We start from the raw sequence: 20,906 nt of genomic DNA on the forward strand, positions 1-20,906 counted from the left end.
TCACGGGACAATGATAGTGACGGTGGTTAATTTTGCAATCATCATGCGTCAGATAGCAAAAAACCGACGAATAATTCGTCGGTTTTTTCACTATTAGCTACCGAATTAAGCTATTTCAGTGCCAGTTGTGGCAGATAGCTCTTCACGTCCGCCAGATAGTTGCTGCGATCTTTACCGGTCAGCCCTTCCATGCGCGGCAGTTTTGCCGTGAGTGGATTGACAGCCTGATTGTTGATCCACACTTCATAATGCAGATGCGGGCCCGTAGAACGCCCGGTATTGCCAGACAGTGCAATACGGTCACCGCGCTTCACTTTCTGTCCTGGTTTCACCAGCGCCTTACTCAGGTGCATATAACGGGTCATATACTGACGACCGTGACGAATCGCCACGTAATTACCAGCCGCCCCGCCATTTTTCGCCATCACCACTTCACCATCACCGACGGCAAGCACCGGCGTACCGATAGGTAGTGCGAAATCGACACCCTTGTGCGGCGCGATACGACCCGTCACCGGGTTAAGACGACGCGGATTAAAGTTAGAGGAAACACGATACTGTTTCACCGTCGGGAAGCGCATGAAACCACGCGCAAGGCCCGAGCCATTACGATCGTAGAATTTGCCATCTTCCGCGCGGAACGCGTAATAATCTTTGCCACCGGTACGCAGACGTACACCCAGTAGCTGGCTCTGTGCACTTTTACCATCCAGCATCTCACGGGACATCAGCACACTGAAATCATCACCGGCGCGCAGTTTGCGGAAATCCATCTGCCACTGCATCGCTTTGATGACATTGCTGGTTTCAGCACTGGTCAAGCCGGCACGCTGAGCACTGGCACCAAAGCTGCCACGCACTTCACCTTTCAGCACGCTATTCTGCCACTCACCTTTTTGCATCTCCTGCTGCATCTTGAAGCTGCCATTCGGCTGACGCTCGTAGGTGCGGGTTTCGCGACGATCCACTTCCCAGGTAAAGTTTTGCAGTTGACCATCCGCATCCAGCGTCCAGCTGAGTTGCTGGCCGACACGCAGATTACGGAAGTCTTTATCGCTGCTGACTAAGGCGTTGATATCACCGAGATCAATACCGTACTGGTTAAGCGCGCTGCTTAAGGTATCGCCAGAGGAAACGGTGTAATCGTGTTGATTCGGGTTGTCCTGCACATCTTTATCGATGTCATCGGCCGGAATCTCTTCTTCCGGTTCAACCGTGGTCTGATCGATCGGCTCACTGGCTTCGGGCAACAGCGTGCGCAGTTCGTTTTTGTCCAGCGTGATGTCTTTCACGATGGGGGCAACATCATGGGGATGGTAAACGTAAGGCCGCCAGACAGCGACGGCCAACGTAATAACGGTTAATGAACCCAACATAACGCGGTGGGGACGCGGCAAATTATTAAATGCGAGGGCGACAGAGCGGGCTATCTGCTGCACTTTTACCTATTCCTCTATGCTCCATTCAGGCAGCTCGCATACTGGCTCGACAACTGTGAGAGGAATTTCACATAGCTGTCTTTGGTTAAGCTGATTCCCATGCCAAGCGGGTCAAGTGTGCCTTTGCGCACGTTGGTTCCGCGAGACACGGCATCGATGACGGCCGGCCTGAATTGTGGTTCAGCGAAAACGCATACGGCTTTCTGCTCAACCAACTGTGTTCGTATTTGATGTAAACGCTGGGCGCCCGGCTGGATCTCAGGGTTGACGGTAAAGTGTCCGGCTGGGGACAAACCGTAGTGTTTTTCAAAGTAGCTGTACGCATCGTGAAAAACGAAATAACCCTTATTCTTAACCGGGGCAAGCTGCGCGCCAATATGCTTATCCGCATCTGCTAATTCTGCTTCAAACTGCTGCAGGTTTGCGTCAAGTTTGGCTCTGCTTTGCGGCATAAGTTCCAATAATTTTCCATGGATTGCAACCGCAGATTGTCTCGCAATCTCTGGGGACATCCACAGGTGCATATTAAATTCACCATGATGGTGGTGTTCATGAGCCGAGTCGTCGCCTTCAGATTTTTCTGAGTCGTGGTCATGATCGTGACCGTGCTCATGTTCATCCTCATCTTCACCGCCACGAATCAACAGCGGTTTAACGCCGGGCATGGCCGCAATTTCAAGATTTTTAGCTTCAGGTAACCCCGCCGCTGACTTAGTGAGGAACGCCTCCATTTCTGGACCCACCCATACCACTAAGTCCGCGTTTTTAATACGTTTTACATCCGAAGGACGCAGAGCATAATCGTGCTCTGAAGCGCCATCTGGCAGTAAAACTTCCACCGGCGTAACGCCATCGGCAATCGCCGCTGCGATAAATCCGATCGGTTTGATTGAAGCCACTACGGCTGAGTGCGCGGGCATCGCGCAGGCGGCGGCGAGAGCCGCAGCAGGAAGAGTGAAAGCGAAGCGCTGCTTAATGTGTAACATAATGCGTCATTCCATCGTGACCTGTTGATGGAATGTGATATTATAACATTCGAAATTCAATGCAACCCGTAAATAATATGTCGTCACTTGTTACACTTGAAAACATTTCAGTGAAGTTCTCCCAGCGCCCTGTGCTATCAGGCATTAGCCTGACGCTCGAGCCGGGAAAAATACTCACGCTGCTTGGGCCGAACGGCGCGGGCAAATCGACGCTGGTACGGACGGTGCTCGGCCTTCTCGCGCCCACGGGCGGCACGGTCAAACGCGTCCCCGGTTTACGCATCGGCTATGTGCCACAGAAATTGCACATTGACCCGACACTGCCGATCACCGTTGAACGGTTTATGCGCCTGACGCGTGGCAGCAAACGCGATGCCATTCTGCCGGCCTTGAAACGCGTGCAGGCAGGCCATCTGCTCAATGCACCCCTGCAAAAACTCTCGGGTGGTGAAACCCAGCGCGTGCTGCTGGCGCGAGCCCTGCTCAATCAGCCGCAGTTGCTGGTGTTGGATGAACCCACGCAAGGCGTTGACGTAAATGGGCAAGTGGCGCTCTACGATTTAATCGATCAGCTGCGCCAGGAGCTTAACTGTGGCGTGCTGATGGTTTCACACGATCTGCATCTGGTGATGGCAAAAACTGATGAAGTGTTGTGCCTCAACCATCACATTTGCTGTTCCGGTACGCCGGAAGCGGTGTCTCAGCATCCAGAATTTATCGCCATGTTCGGCCCACGCGGCGCGCAGCAACTGGCTATTTATCGCCATCATCACAATCACCGTCACGATTTACAGGGACGCATTGTTCTGCGCAAAGGAAATAGTCCGTCATGATTGAACTGCTATTACCCGGCTGGCTCGGTGGTGTACTGCTGGCGCTGGCGGCGGGTCCGCTAGGCTCGTTTGTGGTCTGGCGTCGTATGTCCTATTTCGGCGATACCCTGGCACACGCTTCTCTGCTCGGCGTGGCCTTTGGCCTGCTGCTGAATGTGAATCCCTATTACGCGGTGATACTGGTGACGGTATTTCTGGCGCTGGGTTTAGTATGGCTGGAACGTCGTCCACATCTGGCGATTGATACCTTACTCGGCATTATGGCACACAGTGCGCTGTCGCTCGGTTTGGTGGTGGTCAGCCTGATGCAGGGCGTGCGCGTCGATTTAATGGCGTATCTGTTTGGCGATCTGCTGGCGGTCACACCGGATGATTTGTGGATGATGGGTGCGGGTGTGGCCATTGTGCTGGCGGTGATGGCATGGCAATGGCGTTCGCTGCTGTCGATGACCATCAGCCCGGAGCTGGCGCAGGTGGATGGCGTCAACATTCAGCGCACGCGCCTGATGCTGATGCTGGTCACTGCATTGACCATTGGCGTGGCGATGAAGTTTGTCGGTGCGCTGATTATCACCTCGCTGCTGATTATTCCCGCCGCCACCGCACGTCGTTTTTCCCGTTCACCGGAACAGATGGCCGGTTTTGCGGTGATTATCGGTATTCTGGCGGTCACCGGCGGACTGACGTTCTCCGCCACTTACGACACACCCGCGGGTCCTTCCGTGGTGCTGTGCGCCGCTGTGCTGTTCATCTTCAGTATGGCGAAAAGGCCAGCGGCGTAATAAAGGGGCCTGAAATGGCCCCTTAGCGAATACCCCATCGCGATACTGCGCATCCGAACATAGGATGTCGTAACGCTGGATTACTCTTCGCGGCTGATGCCGAAGTGCTTATAAGCATGCTGCGTGGCCATACGGCCGCGCGGCGTGCGCTGAATGAATCCTTGCTGAATCAGGAAGGGTTCAATCACATCTTCGATGGTTTCCCGCTCTTCGCCAATCGCCGCCGCCAGGTTATCCAGACCCACCGGACCACCGGAAAACTTGTCGATGATCGCCAGCAGCAACTTGCGGTCCATATAATCGAAACCCTGATTATCGACGTTGAGCATATCCAGCGCGCTGGCAGAGACTTCACCACTCATCACGCCATTAGCACGGACTTCGGCGTAATCACGTACACGACGCAGTAAACGGTTGGCGATACGTGGCGTACCACGAGCACGGCGCGCGACTTCTAACGCACCCTCTTCACTCAACGCCAAGCCTAAGCACGCTGCGCTGCGGCTGACGATATGTTGCAGATCCGGTACGTTGTAAAACTCAAGACGCTGCACGATACCGAAGCGATCGCGCAGCGGCGATGTCAGTGAACCCGCGCGAGTGGTGGCACCAATCAAGGTGAACGGCGGCAAATCGAGTTTTATCGAGCGCGCCGCTGGGCCTTCGCCAATCATAATATCCAGCTGATAGTCTTCCATCGCCGGATACAGCACCTCTTCCACCACCGGTGACAGACGGTGAATCTCATCGATAAACAGCACGTCGTGAGGTTCAAGGTTGGTCAGCATCGCGGCCAGATCGCCCGCCTTCTCCAGCACCGGGCCAGAGGTGGTTCGCAAATTTACGCCCATCTCATTCGCCACAATGTTAGCCAGCGTGGTTTTGCCTAACCCCGGCGGGCCAAAAATCAGCAGATGATCCAGCGCATCGCCACGCAGTTGCGCCGCTTTGATGAATATCTCCATCTGCTCACGCACCTGCGGCTGACCGACATATTCCGCCAGGAGCTTAGGACGAATGGCACGGTCGAGGCTCTCTTCTTCGATAATAGAGCCGCCCGAGACCAGGCGATCGGCTTCAATCATGCATTACCTCAAATAGCTGCGCGCAGAGCTTCACGGATCAGGGTTTCACAGTCCGCATCAGGTTTGCCAACTTTACTGATCATGCGGCTGGCTTCTGCCGGTTTATAGCCCAGAGCCACCAGCGCAGCAACCGCTTCAGCTTCAGCGTCATTCGCTGCTGGCGCTTCAGACGGCGTGGTCAGCGTAAAGGTCGAGTCGCTGCCAAACAGATCGCCGTGCATGCCTTTGAAGCGGTCTTTCATCTCCACCACCAGGCGCTCTGCAGTTTTCTTACCCACGCCAGGCAGTTTGATCAATGACACGATCTCTTCTCGCTCGACGGCGGTGACAAACTGCTGTGCGGACATGCCAGAAAGGATTGCCAGTGCCAGCTTTGGACCCACACCATTCACTTTCACCAGTTCACGGAACAGCGCACGCTCTTGCTTGTTATTGAAGCCAAACAGCAGCTGCGCATCTTCACGCACCACAAACTGGGTAAAGATAATCGCTTCCTGATTGATCTCCGGCAGCTCGTAGAAGCAGGTCATTGGCATGTGCACTTCATAACCGACACCGTTCGCCTCAATTAACACCAGCGGCGGCTGTTTTTCCAGAATATTGCCTCGTAAGCGACCAATCACCTGAGCAGTTCCTTATGTAATTCTATCAACACCGAATAGATCTCCGCTGACGATAGAGTGTCGCGCGCACGAATCCCAATCAGCTCACATATGTCAGTGATTCGGGTGAACAAGGGCGGCCAATGCATCAGTCAGTGAAAATATGACGGGTATTTATATCATAAAAAAGGCTGGATCAATATCCAGCCTTCAATGTTTGGTTTTCATCAACCAGACCGCAATCGTCCACGCGTCATCACCAGCTTAGTGTCACTCAATCGTGCCGTATTCTGGCTCAAATGACAGTGGGTAATGGCGATCGCCAGTGCATCGGCGGCATCGGCTTGCGGGTTAGCGGGCAGTTTCAGCAAAGTACGCACCATGTGCTGCACCTGACTTTTCTCTGCCCCACCGGTGCCGGTTACCGTTTGTTTGACCTGCCGCGCGGCATATTCAAACACCGGCAAATCGAGGTTCACCGCCGCCACAATTGCGGCACCACGCGCCTGGCCTAGCTTCAATGCAGAGTCAGCATTCTTCGCCATAAATACCTGCTCAATAGCAAAATAGTCTGGCGAGAATTGGGTGATGATTTCAGTCACCCCGGCGTAGATCAATTTGAGGCGAGAAGGCAGATCGGTAACGCTGGTGCGGATACAGCCGCTGCCCAGATAAGTGAGCTGGCGGCCAACCTGACGAATCACACCGTAACCGGTGACGCGCGAACCGGGGTCAATCCCGAGAATGATCGCCACTACGCGCCTCCGGTTGTCGGGTTAATGGAAAACGCCATTACAGCGTTTCCGCGACCTCATCAGAAATTTCACCGTTGTGGTAAACCTCCTGCACATCGTCGCAGTCTTCCAGCATGTCGATCAGACGCAGCAGTTTCGGTGCAGTTTCCGCATCCATTTCCGCTTTGGTTGATGGGATCATGGCAACTTCAGCGGTATCCGCTTTCAGACCACCGGCTTCCAGTGCATCACGCACGGCGCCCATCTCTTCCCACGCGGTAAACACATCAATCGCACCGTCGTCGTAGCTCACCACGTCTTCAGCACCGGCTTCCAACGCCGCTTCCATTACAGCATCTTCATCCTGACCTGGAGCATAAGAGATCACGCCCTTCTTGCTGAACAGGTAAGAAACGGAGCCGTCGGTACCCAGATTGCCACCGGTTTTGGTGAAGGCGTGACGCACTTCGCCCACGGTACGGTTACGGTTGTCACTCAGACACTCGATCATCACTGCTGAGCCGCCAGGACCGTAACCTTCATAGATGATGGTTTCCATGTTGGAATCATCTTCGCCGCCCACGCCGCGTGCAATCGCACGGTTCATGGTGTCACGGGTCATGTTGTTGGACAGGGCTTTGTCCATTGCAGCACGTAGACGCGGGTTGGAGTTGGCATCGCCGCCACCCAGTTTCGCTGCGGTCACCAGCTCACGAATGATTTTGGTGAAGATTTTGCCGCGCTTAGCATCCTGCGCCGCTTTGCGGTGCTTGGTGTTTGCCCACTTACTGTGTCCAGCCATCTTGAGTATTTCTCCGATCTTTTATTTCGCACGAGCTATCTTACTGGCGATCTCGATTCCCGGCAGTGCTCGCAATCCTCACGTACAAAAGTACGCTCCGGTTGCTGCGCGCTGGCGGTAACCGACCTCGCTGCGCCGATTACGCCCGACTGTTCAATATTGGGCGGCGTAGAACTGAAAATCTGTGCCGATTACGCCCGTCTGTTCAATTTTAGCGGTGCGAGATGAATGCCTGGCACCGGATTTAAACACGAAGGAAACTCGCTTCGTCGAATTCGTGGAATCTACCTTAATCGTCGCCGGAAAAACGCGCGGCGGCGGGCATTCAGGTAAATTCTTCGATTGCCTGGCGGTTACTCCAGGACTTCGTCAGGGCTGCGGCAGCGGCAGGGTCGAGCCAGCACGCGGCCAGATGCTCGGTGAGCAGCAGGTCGCGCTCTTGCGGGAGTGCCAGCCGGAACCAGTGTTCACGGTTGTGCGTGGTACCGGGTGCGTAGCGATGGCGATAGTGCGGAAAGATTTCAAACTCAATGTGTTTGTGGCAATCATCCAGCACCAGCTGTTCGCCCGCAACGTCGATACCCAGCTCTTCTGACACTTCGCGCTGTGCCGCCTGACGCGGGCTCTCACCCGCTTCGAGGCTGCCGGTCACGGATTGCCAGAAGCTTTCATCATCCCGTCGCTGCAGCATTAACACCCGGCCAGTATCTCGCGCAAAAATCACCACCAGCACTGAAACCGGATGTTTATAGCCCATTACTTGTTCTCTGACTTTTCTTTCTTCGGTGCCACCAGAATACCGAGATCCAGCAGTGCCGCCGGGTTGGCTTCACTCGGTGCTTCGGTCATCAGGCATGCCGCTGCGGTGGTTTTCGGGAACGCGATAACATCACGGATGTTGTCAGTGCCCGTCAGCAACATCGTCAGACGATCGAGACCAAATGCCAGGCCCGCGTGCGGTGGTGTACCGTATTTCAGCGCGTCGAGCAGGAAGCCAAATTTCTCACGCTGCTCTTCTTCGGTAATACCGAGAATGCTAAATACGGTCTGCTGCATTTTACCGTTGTGGATACGCACGGAACCGCCGCCCACTTCGTAACCGTTGATCACCATATCGTAGGCATTGGCAACTGCCTGCGTGGGATCAACTGCCAGCTGTTCTGCGGTCAGCTCTTTCGGTGAGGTAAACGGGTGGTGCATCGCTGCCAGGCCGCCCTCTTCATCCGCTTCAAACATCGGGAAGTCCACTACCCACAGCGGCGCCCACATGTTCTCATCGGTAATTTTCAGGTCGCGGCCCACTTTCAGACGCAGTGCACCCAGCGCATCTGTGACGATTTTGGCACGGTCAGCACCAAAGAAGATCAGATCGCCATCTTGTGCCGTGGTGCGGTTCAGAATCGCTTCGACGATTTCTGGCGTCAGGAACTTAGCCACCGGGCTCTGAACACCTTCAAAACCTTTCGCACGTTCGTTAATCTTCATCCACGCCAGACCTTTGGCGCCATAGATCTCTACAAATTTGGTGTACTCATCAATCTGCTTACGCGTCAGCGCTGCGCCGCCTGGCACACGCAGTGCGGCAACACGACCTTTCGAATCGTTAGCCGGGCCAGCGAACACCTGGAACTCCACGTTCTGCAGCAGGTCAGCGACATCGACCAACTCCATCGGGTTACGCAGGTCAGGCTTATCCGAACCGTAGCGGCTCATCGCTTCGGCAAAGGTCATCTGCGGGAAGTCACCGAGATCCACGCCTTTCACGTCGATCCACAGTTCACGGATCAAACGCTCCATCTTTTCACGCACCTGCTCGGCGGTCATGAAAGAAGTTTCCACGTCGATCTGGGTGAATTCTGGCTGGCGGTCAGCACGTAAGTCTTCATCACGGAAGCATTTTACGATCTGATAGTAGCGGTCAAAACCGGACATCATCAGCAGCTGTTTGAACAGCTGAGGTGACTGCGGCAGTGCGTAGAATTTGCCTTTGTGCACACGGCTTGGCACCAGATAGTCACGCGCACCTTCTGGCGTGGCTTTGGTCAGCATCGGGGTTTCGATATCGAGGAAACCTTCGTTATCCATAAAGCGACGCACGAAGCTGGTGATTTTCGCACGGGTTTTCAGACGCTGGGCCATTTCCGGACGACGCAGGTCCAGATAGCGATAGGTAAGACGCGCTTCTTCGCTGTTGACCTGATTAGAGTCCAACGGCAGCGGTTCAGCACGGTTGATAATGTTCAGCGCGTGGGCAAACACTTCGATGTCGCCGGTGGCCATATCACTGTTGCGGTTCTTCTCATCGCGCGCACGCACGGTGCCGGTGATCTGGATGCAGAATTCGTTACGCAGTTCAGAGGCCAGCTGGAAAGCGTCCTGATGATCGGCGTCGAAGAATACCTGAGCGATACCTTCACGGTCGCGCATATCGATAAAAATCAGGCTGCCCAGATCGCGACGGCGGTTAACCCAACCGCAGAGAGTGACTTGCTGACCCACGTGAGACAGATTGAGCTGTCCGCAATATTCTGTACGCATAACGTATCCTTTTAACTTCGCCGCTGCTGCCAGACAACATCAGGCCGCGTAACCTTATGAGATGCTGTCGCAAAAAAGGCGGCTATTATAATGGAAAAACCCAGGCAGGATAAGTAGAGCCAGATCAAAGCGGACAAAACATTGTGGTTTATCGCGCGGTTTTTCCTGCCAACATCAAAACAGGGTACATTACCCGACACATTCCCGCCCGCAAAAGGATTCAGGAGTCGCGTTTGACACTTCGCATTGGATTACCGCAATGGCAACATCCCCGCTGGAAGCAGTATGGCCTGGAAACGCTGGCGGATTATGCCCAGTTGTTTGACTGCGTCGAAGGCAACACTACGCTGTATGCGCTGCCCTCCCCGGAAGTCGTGATGCGCTGGCGTGACATGACACACGATGACTTCCGCTTCTGCTTTAAATTTCCCAAAAGCATCAGTCATACCGCCGCATTACGGAACTGCGATGAACTGCTGAATGAATTCTTACGCTTACTCGATCCGTTAAGCCATCGCATCGGGCAGTATTGGCTGCAACTGCCAGCGACCTTTTCACCCGCACAACTGAAAGACTTATGGGTGTTCCTTGATAGCCTGCCGCGCGGATTCAGCTACGGTGTAGAAGTACGCCATGAACAGTTTTTTGCCAAAGGCGAAGCCGAGCGCGCCTTCAATCGCGGCCTGCTGGAGCGCGGTGTCAATCGGGTAATACTCGACAGCCGTCCCGTCCACGCCTCGACTTCGCAAACCGCCGCCGCCGTGGATGCCCGTGCGAAAAAACCACGCGTGCCACCGCATGCCGTGCGCAGCGGTTCGCAACCGATGGTGCGCTTTATCGGCAGTGACAGCGTTGAAGAGAGCGTGCCGCTGTTTCAGCCGTGGCAAAACAAACTGGCGGAGTGGCAGGTAGATAGCGATCCGATGCTGTTCATCCATACACCGGATATGGGCGAGGTGTTTCCCTTACTGCAGGCGCTGTGGCCTCAGTTGCTGCAGCTTGAGCCTTCGCTGCGCAATCTGCCCGACTGGCCGCAACAATCCAGCCTGTTCTAAACTCAAAGCGGGTGCAGCCTGCGGGACTTTCTGACAGAATAGCGCCCTTTCCGATTCCTCTCTCCGGACTTTTCATTATGTCTGACCGCGATACGCTATTTTCCGCACCCATCGATAAGTTGGGTGACTGGACCTTTGACGAGCGCGTGGCTGAAGTCTTTCCCGATATGATTCAGCGCTCGGTGCCGGGTTATTCCAACATCATTTCGATGATTGGCATGCTGGCAGAACGCTTTGTACAGCCTAACAGCCAGGTTTACGATCTCGGCTGCTCGCTGGGCGCGGCTACGCTCTCTGTCCGCCGCAATATCCATGTGCCGGGCTGCCAGATTATTGCCGTGGACAACTCACCCGCGATGGTGGAACGCTGCCGCCGCCATATTGATGCCTTCCGCGCGGATACGCCGGTGCAGGTGATCGAAGCGGATATTCAGGACATCCACATTGAGAACGCTTCAATGGTGGTGCTGAACTTTACCCTGCAATTCCTTGAGCCCCCTGCGCGTCTGGAATTGCTGAAAAAGATCGCCAAAGGTTTGAACCCTGGCGGTGCGCTGGTGTTGTCAGAAAAATTCAGCTTCGAAGATGGCGAAGTCGGCGAACTGCTGTTCAACATGCATCACGACTTCAAGCGCGCCAACGGTTATAGCGAACTGGAAATCAGCCAGAAACGCAGCATGCTGGAAAACGTCATGCTCACCGACAGCGTAGAAGCGCACAAGGCGCGGTTGAAAACCGCCGGATTTGCCCACGCGGAATTGTGGTTCCAGTGCTTTAACTTTGGTTCTTTGGTAGCGTTGAAATGATTGATTTTGGCCGTTTTTATCAGCAAATCGCCACTGGCCCGTTGGCGAGCTGGCTGGAAGTTTTACCCGCACAAGTGGCAGCCTGGCAGCGCGAAAATCTGCACGGTAAATTCCGTGACTGGGAAAAAGCGGTGGATTACCTGCCGCTGCTGAACCCGCAAACGCTGGATCTGGTCAACGGCGTCACGGCCACGGCTGACGATCTCACCGATCGCCAACGCCTCGGCATTGAAAACCTGCTGCGTAACCTGATGCCATGGCGCAAAGGTCCTTATTCACTTTACGGCACCGAGATTGATACCGAATGGCGCTCGGATTGGAAGTGGGATCGCGTACTGCCGCATATCTCGCCGTTGACCCATCGCACGGTGTTGGATGTCGGTTGCGGTAGCGGCTATCACATGTGGCGCATGATTGGCGCGGGCGCAAAGCTGGTGGTCGGCATCGATCCAATGCAGCTGTTCCTGTGCCAGTTCGAAGCGGTGCGTAAGCTGCTGGGCGACGATCGCCGCGCGCATCTGCTGCCGCTCGGCATCGAACAGCTGCCGGCATTACAAGCATTCGATACCGTGTTTTCCATGGGTGTGTTGTATCACCGCCGTTCGCCGCTTGATCATCTGCTGCAGCTGAAAAACCAGTTGGTGAGTGATGGCGAACTGGTGCTGGAAACGCTGGTGGTGGAAGGCGATGAAAATACGGTACTGGTGCCGGGTGAACGTTATGCCCAGATGCGCAACGTCTACTTTATTCCGTCTGCCGCCGCATTGAAGGGCTGGCTGGAGAAGTGCGGTTTTGTCGATGTGCGTATTGCGGATTATGCAGTAACGTCAACGGATGAGCAGCGCCGTACCTCCTGGATGACCAGCGAATCGCTGGCTGAGTTCCTTGATCCTAACGACAGCAGCAAAACCATTGAAGGTTATCCAGCACCGCTGCGCGCGGTACTGGTGGCACGTAAGCCGTAATACTTAACGCCGCGACAGCGCCAGCTTCGCGGCGAAACCAATAAACACGCAGCCGGTTAAACGATCCATCACTTTCAGCACCGTCGGACGACGCAGATGCGCCGCAAAATACTGGCTGCCGCCAATCAACACCGCATTCCATACCAGACCAATCAGCATGTGGGTTAACGCCATCAAGGTACACCACAGCGCCACTGACGCACCGGCCGGAATAAACTGCGGCAGGAAAGTGACATAAAATACGCCGACTTTTGGATTTAGCAGATTGCCGAATAATCCTCGCGAGAAGCAGGCGAAATAGCTCTGCTCTTTGCCTTGCACATTCTGGCTCTCCTCCGCCTGGGTGCGGGGATTCAGCAGCAGTTTGACCCCGAGATATAACAGATATGCTGCGCCGACCCACTTCAGCAGGTTATAGGCCATTTCAGAAGCCAGCAGCAGCGCGCCGAGCCCCAGCCCCACAGCAACGCCCCACACCAGACAACCCATGGTGACGCCCAATGCGGTGGCTGATGCCCGTTTCCAGCCCTGTGCGGCTGCGGATCGTAGTACCAGCGCGGTATCGAAGCCTGGCGTCAACGTCAGTATGGTAATGGCAAAAAGAAAAGAGAAAATCAGTGTCATAGCAAGCTCCCTGTCAGTTCGCCGCTATCTTAACCTTGCTGCAACATCCTGACGATAGTTACCTTCCGTCATCAATTGATAATAATTCTCAACTTGCCAGTAATGGTTAAATCTCCGTCATTTTTCTGTGTCACTTTATCGGCAACGGCTTTTCTCACATCAAGGAGTTGTCGCTATGAGTAAATTCATTTTTTCTTCTCCGCGTAAATATGTTCAAGGCGCCGGTGTATTAGATGAACTGGGAACCTATGTGGCCGAACTGGGTCAGCATGCGTTTCTGGTCGCCGATGACATCGTCTGGAAGCTGATCGGTGAACGCACGCAGAAAACGTTAAAAGCGGCGGGCATTGAGTTCAGCTGGCAGCAGTTTAATGGTGAAGCCTCCAGCAATGAGATCAATCGCTTAACGCAACTGGCTAAAGCGCAAGGCAGTAACGTGGTGGTGGGACTTGGTGGTGGTAAAACGCTGGACACGGTGAAAGCCATTGCGGATGAGCTTAAGCAACCGGTCGCCATCGTGCCGACCGTGGCCTCAACCGATGCGCCCTGCAGCGCCTTGTCCGTGATCTATTCCGACAGCGGCGTATTCGAAAGCTATCGCTTCTACAGCAAAAACCCGGATCTGGTGCTGGTGGATACCGCTGTTTGCGCCGGTGCGCCAGCACGTTTGTTCGCCTCAGGCATTGCCGATGGTCTGGCAACCTGGGTTGAGGCTCAGGCCGTGCTGCGCTCGCACGCCAAATCGATGGTCAATGGCGATCCCACCATTGCAGGCACCGCGATTGCGCGTGCCTGCGAAGAGACATTACTGACCTGGGGTTACAGTGCGTACACCGCGGTGAGTGAAAAACGCGTGACGCCAGCCGTGGAAGCGGTGGTGGAAGCCAATACCCTGCTTTCAGGTCTTGGCTTTGAGAATGCCGGATTGGCTGGCGCGCACGCCATTCATAATGGCTTCACCGCGATTGATGGTGATATCCATCATCTGACGCACGGCGAGAAAGTCGCTTACGGCACGCTGACGCAAATGGTGCTCGAACAACGTCCGGATGAGGAGATTGCGCGCTATATCCGCTTCTACCGTTCCATCAAAATGCCAACCACGTTGAAAGAGCTGCATTTGGAGAACGAATCCTGGGAGAATCTGCTGCGCGTCGGGGCGCTGGCGAACAGCGAGGGAGACACACTGAAAAACCTCAACCCGAACCTGTCGCCAGAAGACATTGCCAACGCGATTGTGGCAGTCGATGCCTTCAGTAGAACTGTGCAGTAAAAGAGGTTGGGCGCACCACGGTGCGCCCGGATCAACTGCGTTTACTCCCCGTCATCCGCTACGGCGGGCGGGCGATCCCAGTACTGATATTTGTACGCAGAGCTCAGGTGGCGCTCGATTGTGCCTTTGGCAAACACCTCGGTTTCATGCAGGTAACTCAGCGTGCAGTTACCGACCTCATCCCATAACTGACACTCATCAACTGAACTCAAAGTACTCACCGGCGTGGTGGCGAAGCCGTTAAGTCTTAACTCGCGCCACTGCTTATCGTAACTGTAGGTATCTTTGCCGCGTGCGCTCGATGATGAAGTCACCAACCCTTGTGGATTCCAGCGCCAGCGGCTCTCGCCGTTAGTCATCACATCACTGCCGCGCGCGACGCTTTTCTCCAGGCGAAAATGTTTGTCATAGCGGTAAGTGGTATCGGTAAAGCCATCTTTCCCCATGCTGGTGAATTTATCGGAAGAGCTGATGATGTTGCCATGCTGACCAATTTGCCAGCTGATGGTGCCCTGACGGTTGTCCACCACTTCCTCTTTGCCCGCTCTCACCACTTTGACCAGATAGGCATACTCCGCCACCCAACCACGCTGCACGCGGGCGATGTGTTGTTCCATAGTCAGCACCACGTTGCCTTCGTTCTTGTCATACGTGATGTCGGCAACCATCAGATCCCCGCACTGATCGAACTGTCCCAGCACGCGTTTTTGCGAATCAACATCTTTACCGAATTCCCCCGCCACCACCTGGCGTACCGCGCCTTTGGCATCACCACCCAGCATGATCCAGTTGTTGCTGCTGGTAATATTTTTGCTCATAGGCGGACAGGCAGTGCTCACCGCCAGCGCTGAACCAGACAAGGGGAACAACAGCACTAAAACAGCACAAGAGTAGGATTTCATGAATGTTATCCGCGCTAAGCCATAGAGTAATCAAAGCATCTTTTTTAACAATGCGCTATCAACGGCTATACGGCAGACAAAAAGAACCCCAGCAAAATTCACTGGGGTTTGGTACTTGCAAACATCACGTCAGAGTTTTGGCGTGCTGCGCGGCAAAAGGAGTGCGAACTCAGGCGACACGAACAGCGGTCATTTCCAGCATACTTTTCATCGCTTCGACCACATCGCCGTCGACACAAGTTCGGCTAAATTCATCGACTTCTGCTTCGGAGCACATGGAGACACCGGCTTTACGGTAGCGCATCGGGGAAGCAACAAGTCGGCTGGCGGAGCTGTGTACTTCCTGCAGACCACTATCGATAAATTTCTGCAAATTGCTCAAGCGTACACCCGCACCGGCCATAATAATTGGACCCGTACTGACTTCATTTAGTTCCCGCAACAATGCAATTCCGGTCTCCGCACTTTGCTGCTGACCGGAGGTCAAAATACGGGCAACACCTAAATCTGACAACATGTCCAGCGCGCGTTTGGGGCTGTGGCACAAATCAAACGCGCGATGAAAAGTCACCGCCATGCCATCGCACAGCGCCATAATCTGCCGCATCCGCGTGATATCAACGTGGGCATCTTCATCCAGCATGCCAATCACCACGCCAGGGAAACCTAATTCACGCATCAGCGCGACATCGGATTTCATCACCTCAAATTCCTGTGCGGTGTAACAAAAATCGCCGCCACGGGGGCGAACAATCGGGTGAACCGGGATAGAGAGTTCACGTTGGGCGGCTTCCAGCAAGCCAGCCGACGGCGTCAGCCCGCCTTCACGTGGGGCACTGCACAGTTCCACGCGATCGGCACCGGACTGCTGTGCAGTCATTGCACAGTCGATGCCGTAACAACAAATTTCCAGTTTCGTCATACCTTGCTCCTTTTCATGACTTCTGGCTCGGGAGGATGGCTTAAGTTAGTCTGCTTAATGGGACAGTTTACGTGGAAACCTCACTATGGCATTCGATTTTGATCAATGGATAGACCGTCGTCACAGCGATAGTTTGAAATGGCACAAATATGGTGATCGCGATGTGCTGCCATTATGGGTTGCAGATACGGATTTTCGCTCGCCAAACTGCATTATTGAGGCCATTAAAAAACGCGTTGAGCACGGTGTTTTCGGCTATGGCGGCACGCCCACGGGATTGATTGATATCACTGTTTCCCGCCTGGCGCAGCGCTACCACTGGCATATTCAACCGGAATGGATCGTCATGCTGCCTGGCGTTGTCAGCGGCCTCAATCTTTCGGTCCGGGCATTTACTGAAGCCGGCCAGCGCACGGTGGCACCGACGCCAATTTATCCGCCGTTTCGCGCCGCCTCTAAACTCGCCGAGCGCGAGCAGGTCAATTTGCCGCTGCGTTTACAGCAAGACCGTTGGGTCGTCGATTTCGAAACGGATGCGCTGCAGGGTAATGAACGCCTGCTGATGTTGTGTAACCCGCAGAACCCCGGCGGCACCGTCTATCGCCGTGAGGAGCTGGAAGCGCAACTGGCTTTTGCTCAGCAACACGATTTGATCGTTTGTTCTGACGAAATTCACTGTGATTTGATTCTGTCGCCGGATGCACACCATATTCCCTTTGCGGCATTAAGTGATGATGCAGCACAGCGCAGCATTACGCTGATATCACCGTCGAAAACCTTCAACATTGCCGGTCTGGGCGCCTCGATGGCGATTATTCCCAATCCTGAGTTACGCAAACGTTTTAAGCAGGTGCGCGAAGGCATTGTGCCTGGGGTCGATATCCTGGCGTTAGTGGCAGCAGAAGCGGCCTGGCGTGATGGTGATGCGTGGCTGGAGGCGCAAATCCATTACCTGCGAGCGAATCGCGACTGGCTGGTGGCGCAAGTCAATGCGCTTCCCGAACTGCAGATGAACTTGCCGGAAGCCACCTATCTCGGTTGGATTGACGCCAGCCAGCTGGATGTGGCCAGTCCCGCTCTTTATTTTGAGAAACACGGCCTCGGTTTTTCACCCGGCCGCGATTTCGGCGATGACAACTTTGTGCGCTTTAACTTCGGCTGTACGCGCGCCCTGCTGGAACAGGCGGTAAGCCGATTGCACAGCGCGGTCATCGCACGACGTTAGCCTTGTTCACTGGCGACAATCTCTTCCAGTCGCCACGGATGAAACTTGATAGTGGTTTGCCCGTCCGTCACCGCCAGAGTCGGGTTGGGCAGACGCTCATTTTCCCCTTTCGGCGCGCTGGTTTTGAAGGAGATGCCTGGCTGTGTCAACGCCTGGTCGGAGAGCAGCGCCATCGCGCGCATGCCCAAGGTTTCTGGCTCACCGCGCAAGACAATTTCCACATGTTCCCAACCTTCATGACGATACAATTTCTCACCCGGCCAGGGTAACTCAATCACATCGACCTGTCTGCCCGCGAGGCTCAGCGGCTGATGCAGTTTGAATAAGCAAATGGGGCGTCCATTGATCATGGCCTCGGAAAACAGCTGCCCAATTTGCTGTAAACCCGCTTTCCAGCGTTCGGCAGTGGCGAACTGATGGCAACGAACGGCAATATGGTCAACCTCATGTTCTGCCCATTCCAGCCCTAATCGTTCAGCAAATTGCTGCAAAGCCAGCTCAAAGCGAGTCAGGTCTTTTTCTAAATCACTCAATTCCGAAGGAAAATGCATCCTTTAACTCCATAAACGTCGATATCAGTTCAGTTATTTTAATCAATGAATTCGTGGGTCAGCCGCGGATTACGCTTGACAAAATTGTCGGATTCCTCCGATTAAGCCTCAGAAAGCGCCTAAAACCGCCTAAACACCCCCTCTAATTAGGATTAATCCCCCAATCAGGGCCAGAAGTTACTTTATGAAAGTGGGTTAAACCTCTGTTATTATTAACGATAATTAATACAATGAGATAAATCTTATTTCAGTTGCAAACAATTGCAGCTTGATACCCTTTCTTATAAATTTGTGTTTCACAACTACAAGGAATGGCTCTATGTCTATGCTCATTGTTGTCGCGGTCCTGATTGCATTGATGGGATTTGCAATTTCCCGCCACTGGAAGGTGCGTGAAGACAAAAGCGTTAAAAATCCTCGTCGTCACCCGCGTCGCCGTTAATCGGCGCGCGGGTTGCTCTTACCCACCATTGCGCATGCTAAAAGCTGACGCACTTTAACATTTCACGTATACTTCCCCTCTTATTTTTCCGTCCCGCCGCGCTGTTGCGGGATGAAGGCATCGGCTCGCCGCCCGTGGCGGGCCTTTTCAGCATATGAAGGTAACGCGGTGAATATTCAGGCTCTTCTATCCGATAAAGTCGGTCAGGCAATGGTAGCGGCGGGTGCGCCAGCGGATTGTGAACCTCAGGTTCGTCAGTCGGCTAAAGTGCAGTTCGGCGATTATCAGGCGAACGGTATCATGGCTGTAGCGAAAAAGCTTGGTCAGGCACCGCGCCAGCTGGCTGAACAGGTGATTCAGCATCTGGATCTCGCCGGCATCGCCAGCAAAGTCGAAATCGCCGGTCCCGGCTTCATCAATATTTTCCTCGATCGCCAGTGGCTGGCTGCACAAACCGCGCAGGCCCTGCAGTTGCCGCGCCTTGGCGTCAGCAGCCTCGAACCGCAGACTATCGTGATCGATTACTCGGCGCCCAACGTGGCGAAGCAGATGCACGTCGGTCACGTCCGCTCCACCATCATCGGTGATGCTGCGGTACGTACGCTGGAATTCCTCGGCCATAACGTGATTCGCGCTAACCACGTCGGTGATTGGGGTACGCAGTTCGGTATGCTGATTGCCTATCTGGAAAAGCAGCAGAACGAGCATCACGAAGACATCGCGCTGGCTGACCTGGAAGAGTTCTACCGTGAAGCCAAAGTCACCTATGATGCGGACGAAGCCTTCGCCGAACGCGCCCGTGGTTACGTGGTGAAACTGCAGGGTGGCGATGAGTATTGCCGCGCGATGTGGAAGAAGCTGGTCGATATCACCATGAGCCAGAATCAGGAAGTCTATGACCGCCTGAACGTAACTCTGACGCGCAAAGACGTGATGGGTGAGAGCCTGTATAACGATATGCTGCCTGGCATCGTGAGCGACCTGCGTGAAAAAGGCCTGGCTGTGACCAGCGAAGGCGCGACCGTGGTATTCCTTGAAGAGTTCAAAAACAAGGAAGGCGAAGCGATGGGCGTGATCATCCAGAAAAAGGATGGCGGCTATCTCTACACCACTACCGACATCGCCTGTGCGAAATATCGCTATGAGACGTTGAAAGCCGACCGCGTGCTGTACTACATCGATTCACGTCAGCATCAGCATTTGCAACAGGCATGGACCATCGTGCGCAAAGCTGGTTACGTGCCGGAGTCTGTGCCACTTGAGCACCACGCGTTCGGCATGATGCTGGGCAAAGATGGCCGTCCATTCAAAACCCGTAGCGGCGGCACCATTAAGCTGGCCGATCTGCTGGATGAAGCCGTTGAGCGAGCGCATGCGCTGGTCAGCGAGAAGAACCCGGAAATGTCAGCGCAAGAGCTGAAAGATCTGGCGGAAGTCGTCGGTATCGGCGCCGTGAAATATGCCGATCTGTCAAAAAGCCGCACCACCGATTACATCTTCGACTGGGATAACATGCTGGCGTTTGAAGGCAACACTGCGCCTTACATGCAGTATGCCTACACGCGCGTGCTGTCGGTGTTCCGTAAAGCCGGCATTGATGCCGAGAGCCTGAGCGGTGACATTGTGCTGACAGAAGAGCGTGAAGCGCAATTAGCGACCCGCCTGCTGCAGTTTGAAGAAGTGATCACCCAGGTTGCACGTGACGGTACGCCACATGTGATGTGTGCTTACCTGTACGATCTGGCTGGCCTGTTCTCTGGCTTCTACGAGCACTGCCCAATTCTCTCCGCTGAGGACGAGCAGGTGCGTAACAGCCGTCTGCAGCTGGCGGCACTGACCGCTAAAACGCTGAAACAAGGTCTGGATACGCTGGGTATCAAAACCGTCGAGCGTATGTAATAACAAAAAAACCCGCCTCGGCGGGTTTTTTATTGGCTATTGGTAATTCACCGTCACTTCACTGCTCACCACCCGTAACCCCGGCGGTAACGCGCCCTTCCCCTGAAAACCAAACGCCAGATGCAACGTCTCGTCAGCCGGGATATTCGCCAGGCTACGCGTTGAACCACTGCCGCCTTCAATCTCTACGCAACGCTGCGTCGCACATAAGCGCACGATCAATCCTGACGGAGCGGGACGGCTCAGCTGATAACGCCAGTTCACCACCGTGATAGCACCCACGGCAGGCGACGGGGCTTTTAACCCGGGCGTCGTGTGCCAGTTGCCGCGCGCGCCGAGGCTTGGACCGCTGGCACTGTCATTCCAGGATCCTGCCGCATCAACACTCAGCGGCAGCGCCATCATCGGTAACATCATTAATGCCCAGCACCAGCGACGCAT

At 54.5% G+C, this 20,906-nt stretch carries 22 protein-coding genes; 9 read left to right on the forward strand and 13 right to left on the reverse strand.

Annotated features, from left to right (window positions below):
* Positions 1–110: 110 nt before the first annotated feature.
* Positions 111–1,439 carry a murein DD-endopeptidase MepM gene (gene mepM, locus LBW88_RS05915; RefSeq protein ID WP_224931736.1) on the reverse strand — a complete coding sequence of 443 codons (1,329 nt, stop codon included), beginning with the start codon at positions 1,437–1,439 and terminating at the stop codon, positions 111–113.
* A 14-nt stretch (positions 1,440–1,453) separates the two neighbouring features.
* The gene (znuA, locus tag LBW88_RS05920) at positions 1,454–2,425 is read right to left on the reverse strand and encodes a zinc ABC transporter substrate-binding protein ZnuA (RefSeq protein WP_224931734.1); all 972 of its coding nucleotides are present in this window, start codon (positions 2,423–2,425) and stop codon (positions 1,454–1,456) included.
* 77 nt (positions 2,426–2,502) lie between these two features.
* Between znuA and znuC the strand changes: the two genes are divergently transcribed.
* Complete coding sequence (gene znuC / locus LBW88_RS05925) at positions 2,503–3,258, forward strand: zinc ABC transporter ATP-binding protein ZnuC (protein WP_224931732.1); 756 nt, start codon at positions 2,503–2,505, stop codon at positions 3,256–3,258.
* Entirely contained in the window at positions 3,255–4,040 is a 786-nt protein-coding gene (znuB, locus tag LBW88_RS05930) for a zinc ABC transporter permease subunit ZnuB (RefSeq protein ID WP_224931730.1), read from the forward strand. Before znuC ends, znuB begins: the two co-directional genes overlap by 4 nt.
* 80 nt (positions 4,041–4,120) lie before the next feature.
* Here the strand turns inward: znuB and ruvB are convergent, their stop codons facing one another.
* From ruvB to aspS, 6 genes are all read right to left on the reverse strand, one after another.
* Positions 4,121–5,125 (reverse strand): Holliday junction branch migration DNA helicase RuvB, encoded by a 1,005-nt coding sequence (gene ruvB, locus LBW88_RS05935; RefSeq protein WP_224931728.1) that lies wholly within the window; start codon positions 5,123–5,125, stop codon positions 4,121–4,123.
* An 8-nt stretch (positions 5,126–5,133) separates the two neighbouring features.
* Complete coding sequence (ruvA, locus tag LBW88_RS05940; RefSeq protein ID WP_224931727.1) at positions 5,134–5,748, reverse strand: Holliday junction branch migration protein RuvA; 615 nt, start codon at positions 5,746–5,748, stop codon at positions 5,134–5,136.
* A 206-nt stretch (positions 5,749–5,954) separates the two neighbouring features.
* Positions 5,955–6,482 (reverse strand): crossover junction endodeoxyribonuclease RuvC, encoded by a 528-nt coding sequence (gene ruvC / locus LBW88_RS05945; protein ID WP_224931726.1) that lies wholly within the window; start codon positions 6,480–6,482, stop codon positions 5,955–5,957.
* Positions 6,483–6,519: 37 nt separating this feature from the next.
* On the reverse strand, positions 6,520–7,263 hold the full coding sequence (locus tag LBW88_RS05950) for a YebC/PmpR family DNA-binding transcriptional regulator (protein ID WP_224931725.1): 744 nt from the start codon (positions 7,261–7,263) through the stop codon (positions 6,520–6,522).
* 325 nt (positions 7,264–7,588) lie between these two features.
* Positions 7,589–8,020 carry a dihydroneopterin triphosphate diphosphatase gene (nudB, locus tag LBW88_RS05955; protein WP_224931724.1) on the reverse strand — a complete coding sequence of 144 codons (432 nt, stop codon included), beginning with the start codon at positions 8,018–8,020 and terminating at the stop codon, positions 7,589–7,591.
* On the reverse strand, positions 8,020–9,801 hold the full coding sequence (gene aspS, locus LBW88_RS05960) for an aspartate--tRNA ligase (RefSeq protein WP_224931723.1): 1,782 nt from the start codon (positions 9,799–9,801) through the stop codon (positions 8,020–8,022). The genes nudB and aspS overlap by 1 nt, the downstream gene beginning before the upstream one ends.
* 233 nt (positions 9,802–10,034) lie before the next feature.
* On the opposite strand from aspS, the gene LBW88_RS05965 reads away from it, so the two are divergent.
* From LBW88_RS05965 to cmoB, 3 genes are all read left to right on the forward strand, one after another.
* Entirely contained in the window at positions 10,035–10,856 is an 822-nt protein-coding gene (locus tag LBW88_RS05965; protein ID WP_224931722.1) for a DUF72 domain-containing protein, read from the forward strand.
* A 77-nt stretch (positions 10,857–10,933) separates the two neighbouring features.
* A complete protein-coding gene (cmoA, locus tag LBW88_RS05970; protein WP_224931721.1) occupies positions 10,934–11,662 on the forward strand; it encodes a carboxy-S-adenosyl-L-methionine synthase CmoA in 729 nt (242 codons plus the stop codon).
* A complete protein-coding gene (gene cmoB, locus LBW88_RS05975) occupies positions 11,659–12,627 on the forward strand; it encodes a tRNA 5-methoxyuridine(34)/uridine 5-oxyacetic acid(34) synthase CmoB (RefSeq protein WP_224931720.1) in 969 nt (322 codons plus the stop codon). The genes cmoA and cmoB overlap by 4 nt, the downstream gene beginning before the upstream one ends.
* 3 nt (positions 12,628–12,630) lie before the next feature.
* Here the strand turns inward: cmoB and LBW88_RS05980 are convergent, their stop codons facing one another.
* Entirely contained in the window at positions 12,631–13,251 is a 621-nt protein-coding gene (locus tag LBW88_RS05980; protein ID WP_224931719.1) for a LysE family translocator, read from the reverse strand.
* 175 nt (positions 13,252–13,426) lie between these two features.
* Between LBW88_RS05980 and LBW88_RS05985 the strand changes: the two genes are divergently transcribed.
* Positions 13,427–14,524: a glycerol dehydrogenase gene (locus LBW88_RS05985; protein ID WP_224931718.1), complete on the forward strand. Its 1,098-nt coding sequence runs from the start codon at positions 13,427–13,429 to the stop codon at positions 14,522–14,524.
* Between the two features lie 41 nt (positions 14,525–14,565).
* Here the strand turns inward: LBW88_RS05985 and LBW88_RS05990 are convergent, their stop codons facing one another.
* Positions 14,566–15,426, reverse strand: coding sequence for a hypothetical protein (locus tag LBW88_RS05990; RefSeq protein WP_224931717.1), 861 nt, complete (start codon positions 15,424–15,426; stop codon positions 14,566–14,568).
* Positions 15,427–15,595: 169 nt separating this feature from the next.
* On the reverse strand, positions 15,596–16,348 hold the full coding sequence (cutC, locus tag LBW88_RS05995; protein WP_224931716.1) for a copper homeostasis protein CutC: 753 nt from the start codon (positions 16,346–16,348) through the stop codon (positions 15,596–15,598).
* Positions 16,349–16,433: 85 nt separating this feature from the next.
* On the opposite strand from cutC, the gene LBW88_RS06000 reads away from it, so the two are divergent.
* Complete coding sequence (locus tag LBW88_RS06000) at positions 16,434–17,573, forward strand: MalY/PatB family protein (protein WP_224931715.1); 1,140 nt, start codon at positions 16,434–16,436, stop codon at positions 17,571–17,573.
* On the opposite strand, the gene LBW88_RS06005 is transcribed toward LBW88_RS06000, so the two are convergent.
* Positions 17,570–18,124 (reverse strand): VOC family protein, encoded by a 555-nt coding sequence (locus tag LBW88_RS06005; protein WP_224931714.1) that lies wholly within the window; start codon positions 18,122–18,124, stop codon positions 17,570–17,572. The two genes, LBW88_RS06000 and LBW88_RS06005, sit on opposite strands and share 4 nt — an antisense overlap.
* A gap of 319 nt (positions 18,125–18,443) precedes the next feature.
* Between LBW88_RS06005 and LBW88_RS26480 the strand changes: the two genes are divergently transcribed.
* Both LBW88_RS26480 and argS read left to right on the forward strand, forming a co-directional pair.
* Positions 18,444–18,566: a hypothetical protein gene (locus LBW88_RS26480; RefSeq protein WP_007889544.1), complete on the forward strand. Its 123-nt coding sequence runs from the start codon at positions 18,444–18,446 to the stop codon at positions 18,564–18,566.
* A 168-nt stretch (positions 18,567–18,734) separates the two neighbouring features.
* Positions 18,735–20,465, forward strand: coding sequence for an arginine--tRNA ligase (gene argS / locus LBW88_RS06010; RefSeq protein WP_224931713.1), 1,731 nt, complete (start codon positions 18,735–18,737; stop codon positions 20,463–20,465).
* Between the two features lie 36 nt (positions 20,466–20,501).
* Here the strand turns inward: argS and flhE are convergent, their stop codons facing one another.
* Positions 20,502–20,906, reverse strand: coding sequence for a flagellar protein FlhE (flhE, locus tag LBW88_RS06015; RefSeq protein ID WP_224931712.1), 405 nt, complete (start codon positions 20,904–20,906; stop codon positions 20,502–20,504).

It is taken from the genome of Pantoea sp. alder81, from assembly GCF_020179835.1.
Classification (GTDB): Bacteria; Pseudomonadota; Gammaproteobacteria; order Enterobacterales; family Enterobacteriaceae; genus Pantoea.

What these genes read in the sequence shown, in the direction of transcription:
- znuA (WP_224931734.1), bottom strand. Translation starts at nt 2,425, where the DNA reads ATGTTACACATTAAGCAGCGCTTCGCTTTCACTCTTCCTGCTGCGGCT.
- znuC (WP_224931732.1), top strand. Translation starts at nt 2,503, where the DNA reads ATGTCGTCACTTGTTACACTTGAAAACATTTCAGTGAAGTTCTCCCAG.
- znuB (WP_224931730.1), top strand. Translation starts at nt 3,255, where the DNA reads ATGATTGAACTGCTATTACCCGGCTGGCTCGGTGGTGTACTGCTGGCG.
- ruvB (WP_224931728.1), bottom strand. Translation starts at nt 5,125, where the DNA reads ATGATTGAAGCCGATCGCCTGGTCTCGGGCGGCTCTATTATCGAAGAA.
- LBW88_RS05950 (WP_224931725.1), bottom strand. Translation starts at nt 7,263, where the DNA reads ATGGCTGGACACAGTAAGTGGGCAAACACCAAGCACCGCAAAGCGGCG.
- nudB (WP_224931724.1), bottom strand. Translation starts at nt 8,020, where the DNA reads ATGGGCTATAAACATCCGGTTTCAGTGCTGGTGGTGATTTTTGCGCGA.
- aspS (WP_224931723.1), bottom strand. Translation starts at nt 9,801, where the DNA reads ATGCGTACAGAATATTGCGGACAGCTCAATCTGTCTCACGTGGGTCAG.
- cmoA (WP_224931721.1), top strand. Translation starts at nt 10,934, where the DNA reads ATGTCTGACCGCGATACGCTATTTTCCGCACCCATCGATAAGTTGGGT.
- cmoB (WP_224931720.1), top strand. Translation starts at nt 11,659, where the DNA reads ATGATTGATTTTGGCCGTTTTTATCAGCAAATCGCCACTGGCCCGTTG.
- LBW88_RS05980 (WP_224931719.1), bottom strand. Translation starts at nt 13,251, where the DNA reads ATGACACTGATTTTCTCTTTTCTTTTTGCCATTACCATACTGACGTTG.
- LBW88_RS05985 (WP_224931718.1), top strand. Translation starts at nt 13,427, where the DNA reads ATGAGTAAATTCATTTTTTCTTCTCCGCGTAAATATGTTCAAGGCGCC.
- LBW88_RS05990 (WP_224931717.1), bottom strand. Translation starts at nt 15,426, where the DNA reads ATGAAATCCTACTCTTGTGCTGTTTTAGTGCTGTTGTTCCCCTTGTCT.
- cutC (WP_224931716.1), bottom strand. Translation starts at nt 16,348, where the DNA reads ATGACGAAACTGGAAATTTGTTGTTACGGCATCGACTGTGCAATGACT.
- LBW88_RS06000 (WP_224931715.1), top strand. Translation starts at nt 16,434, where the DNA reads ATGGCATTCGATTTTGATCAATGGATAGACCGTCGTCACAGCGATAGT.
- LBW88_RS06005 (WP_224931714.1), bottom strand. Translation starts at nt 18,124, where the DNA reads ATGCATTTTCCTTCGGAATTGAGTGATTTAGAAAAAGACCTGACTCGC.
- LBW88_RS26480 (WP_007889544.1), top strand. Translation starts at nt 18,444, where the DNA reads ATGTCTATGCTCATTGTTGTCGCGGTCCTGATTGCATTGATGGGATTT.
- flhE (WP_224931712.1), bottom strand. Translation starts at nt 20,906, where the DNA reads ATGCGTCGCTGGTGCTGGGCATTAATGATGTTACCGATGATGGCGCTG.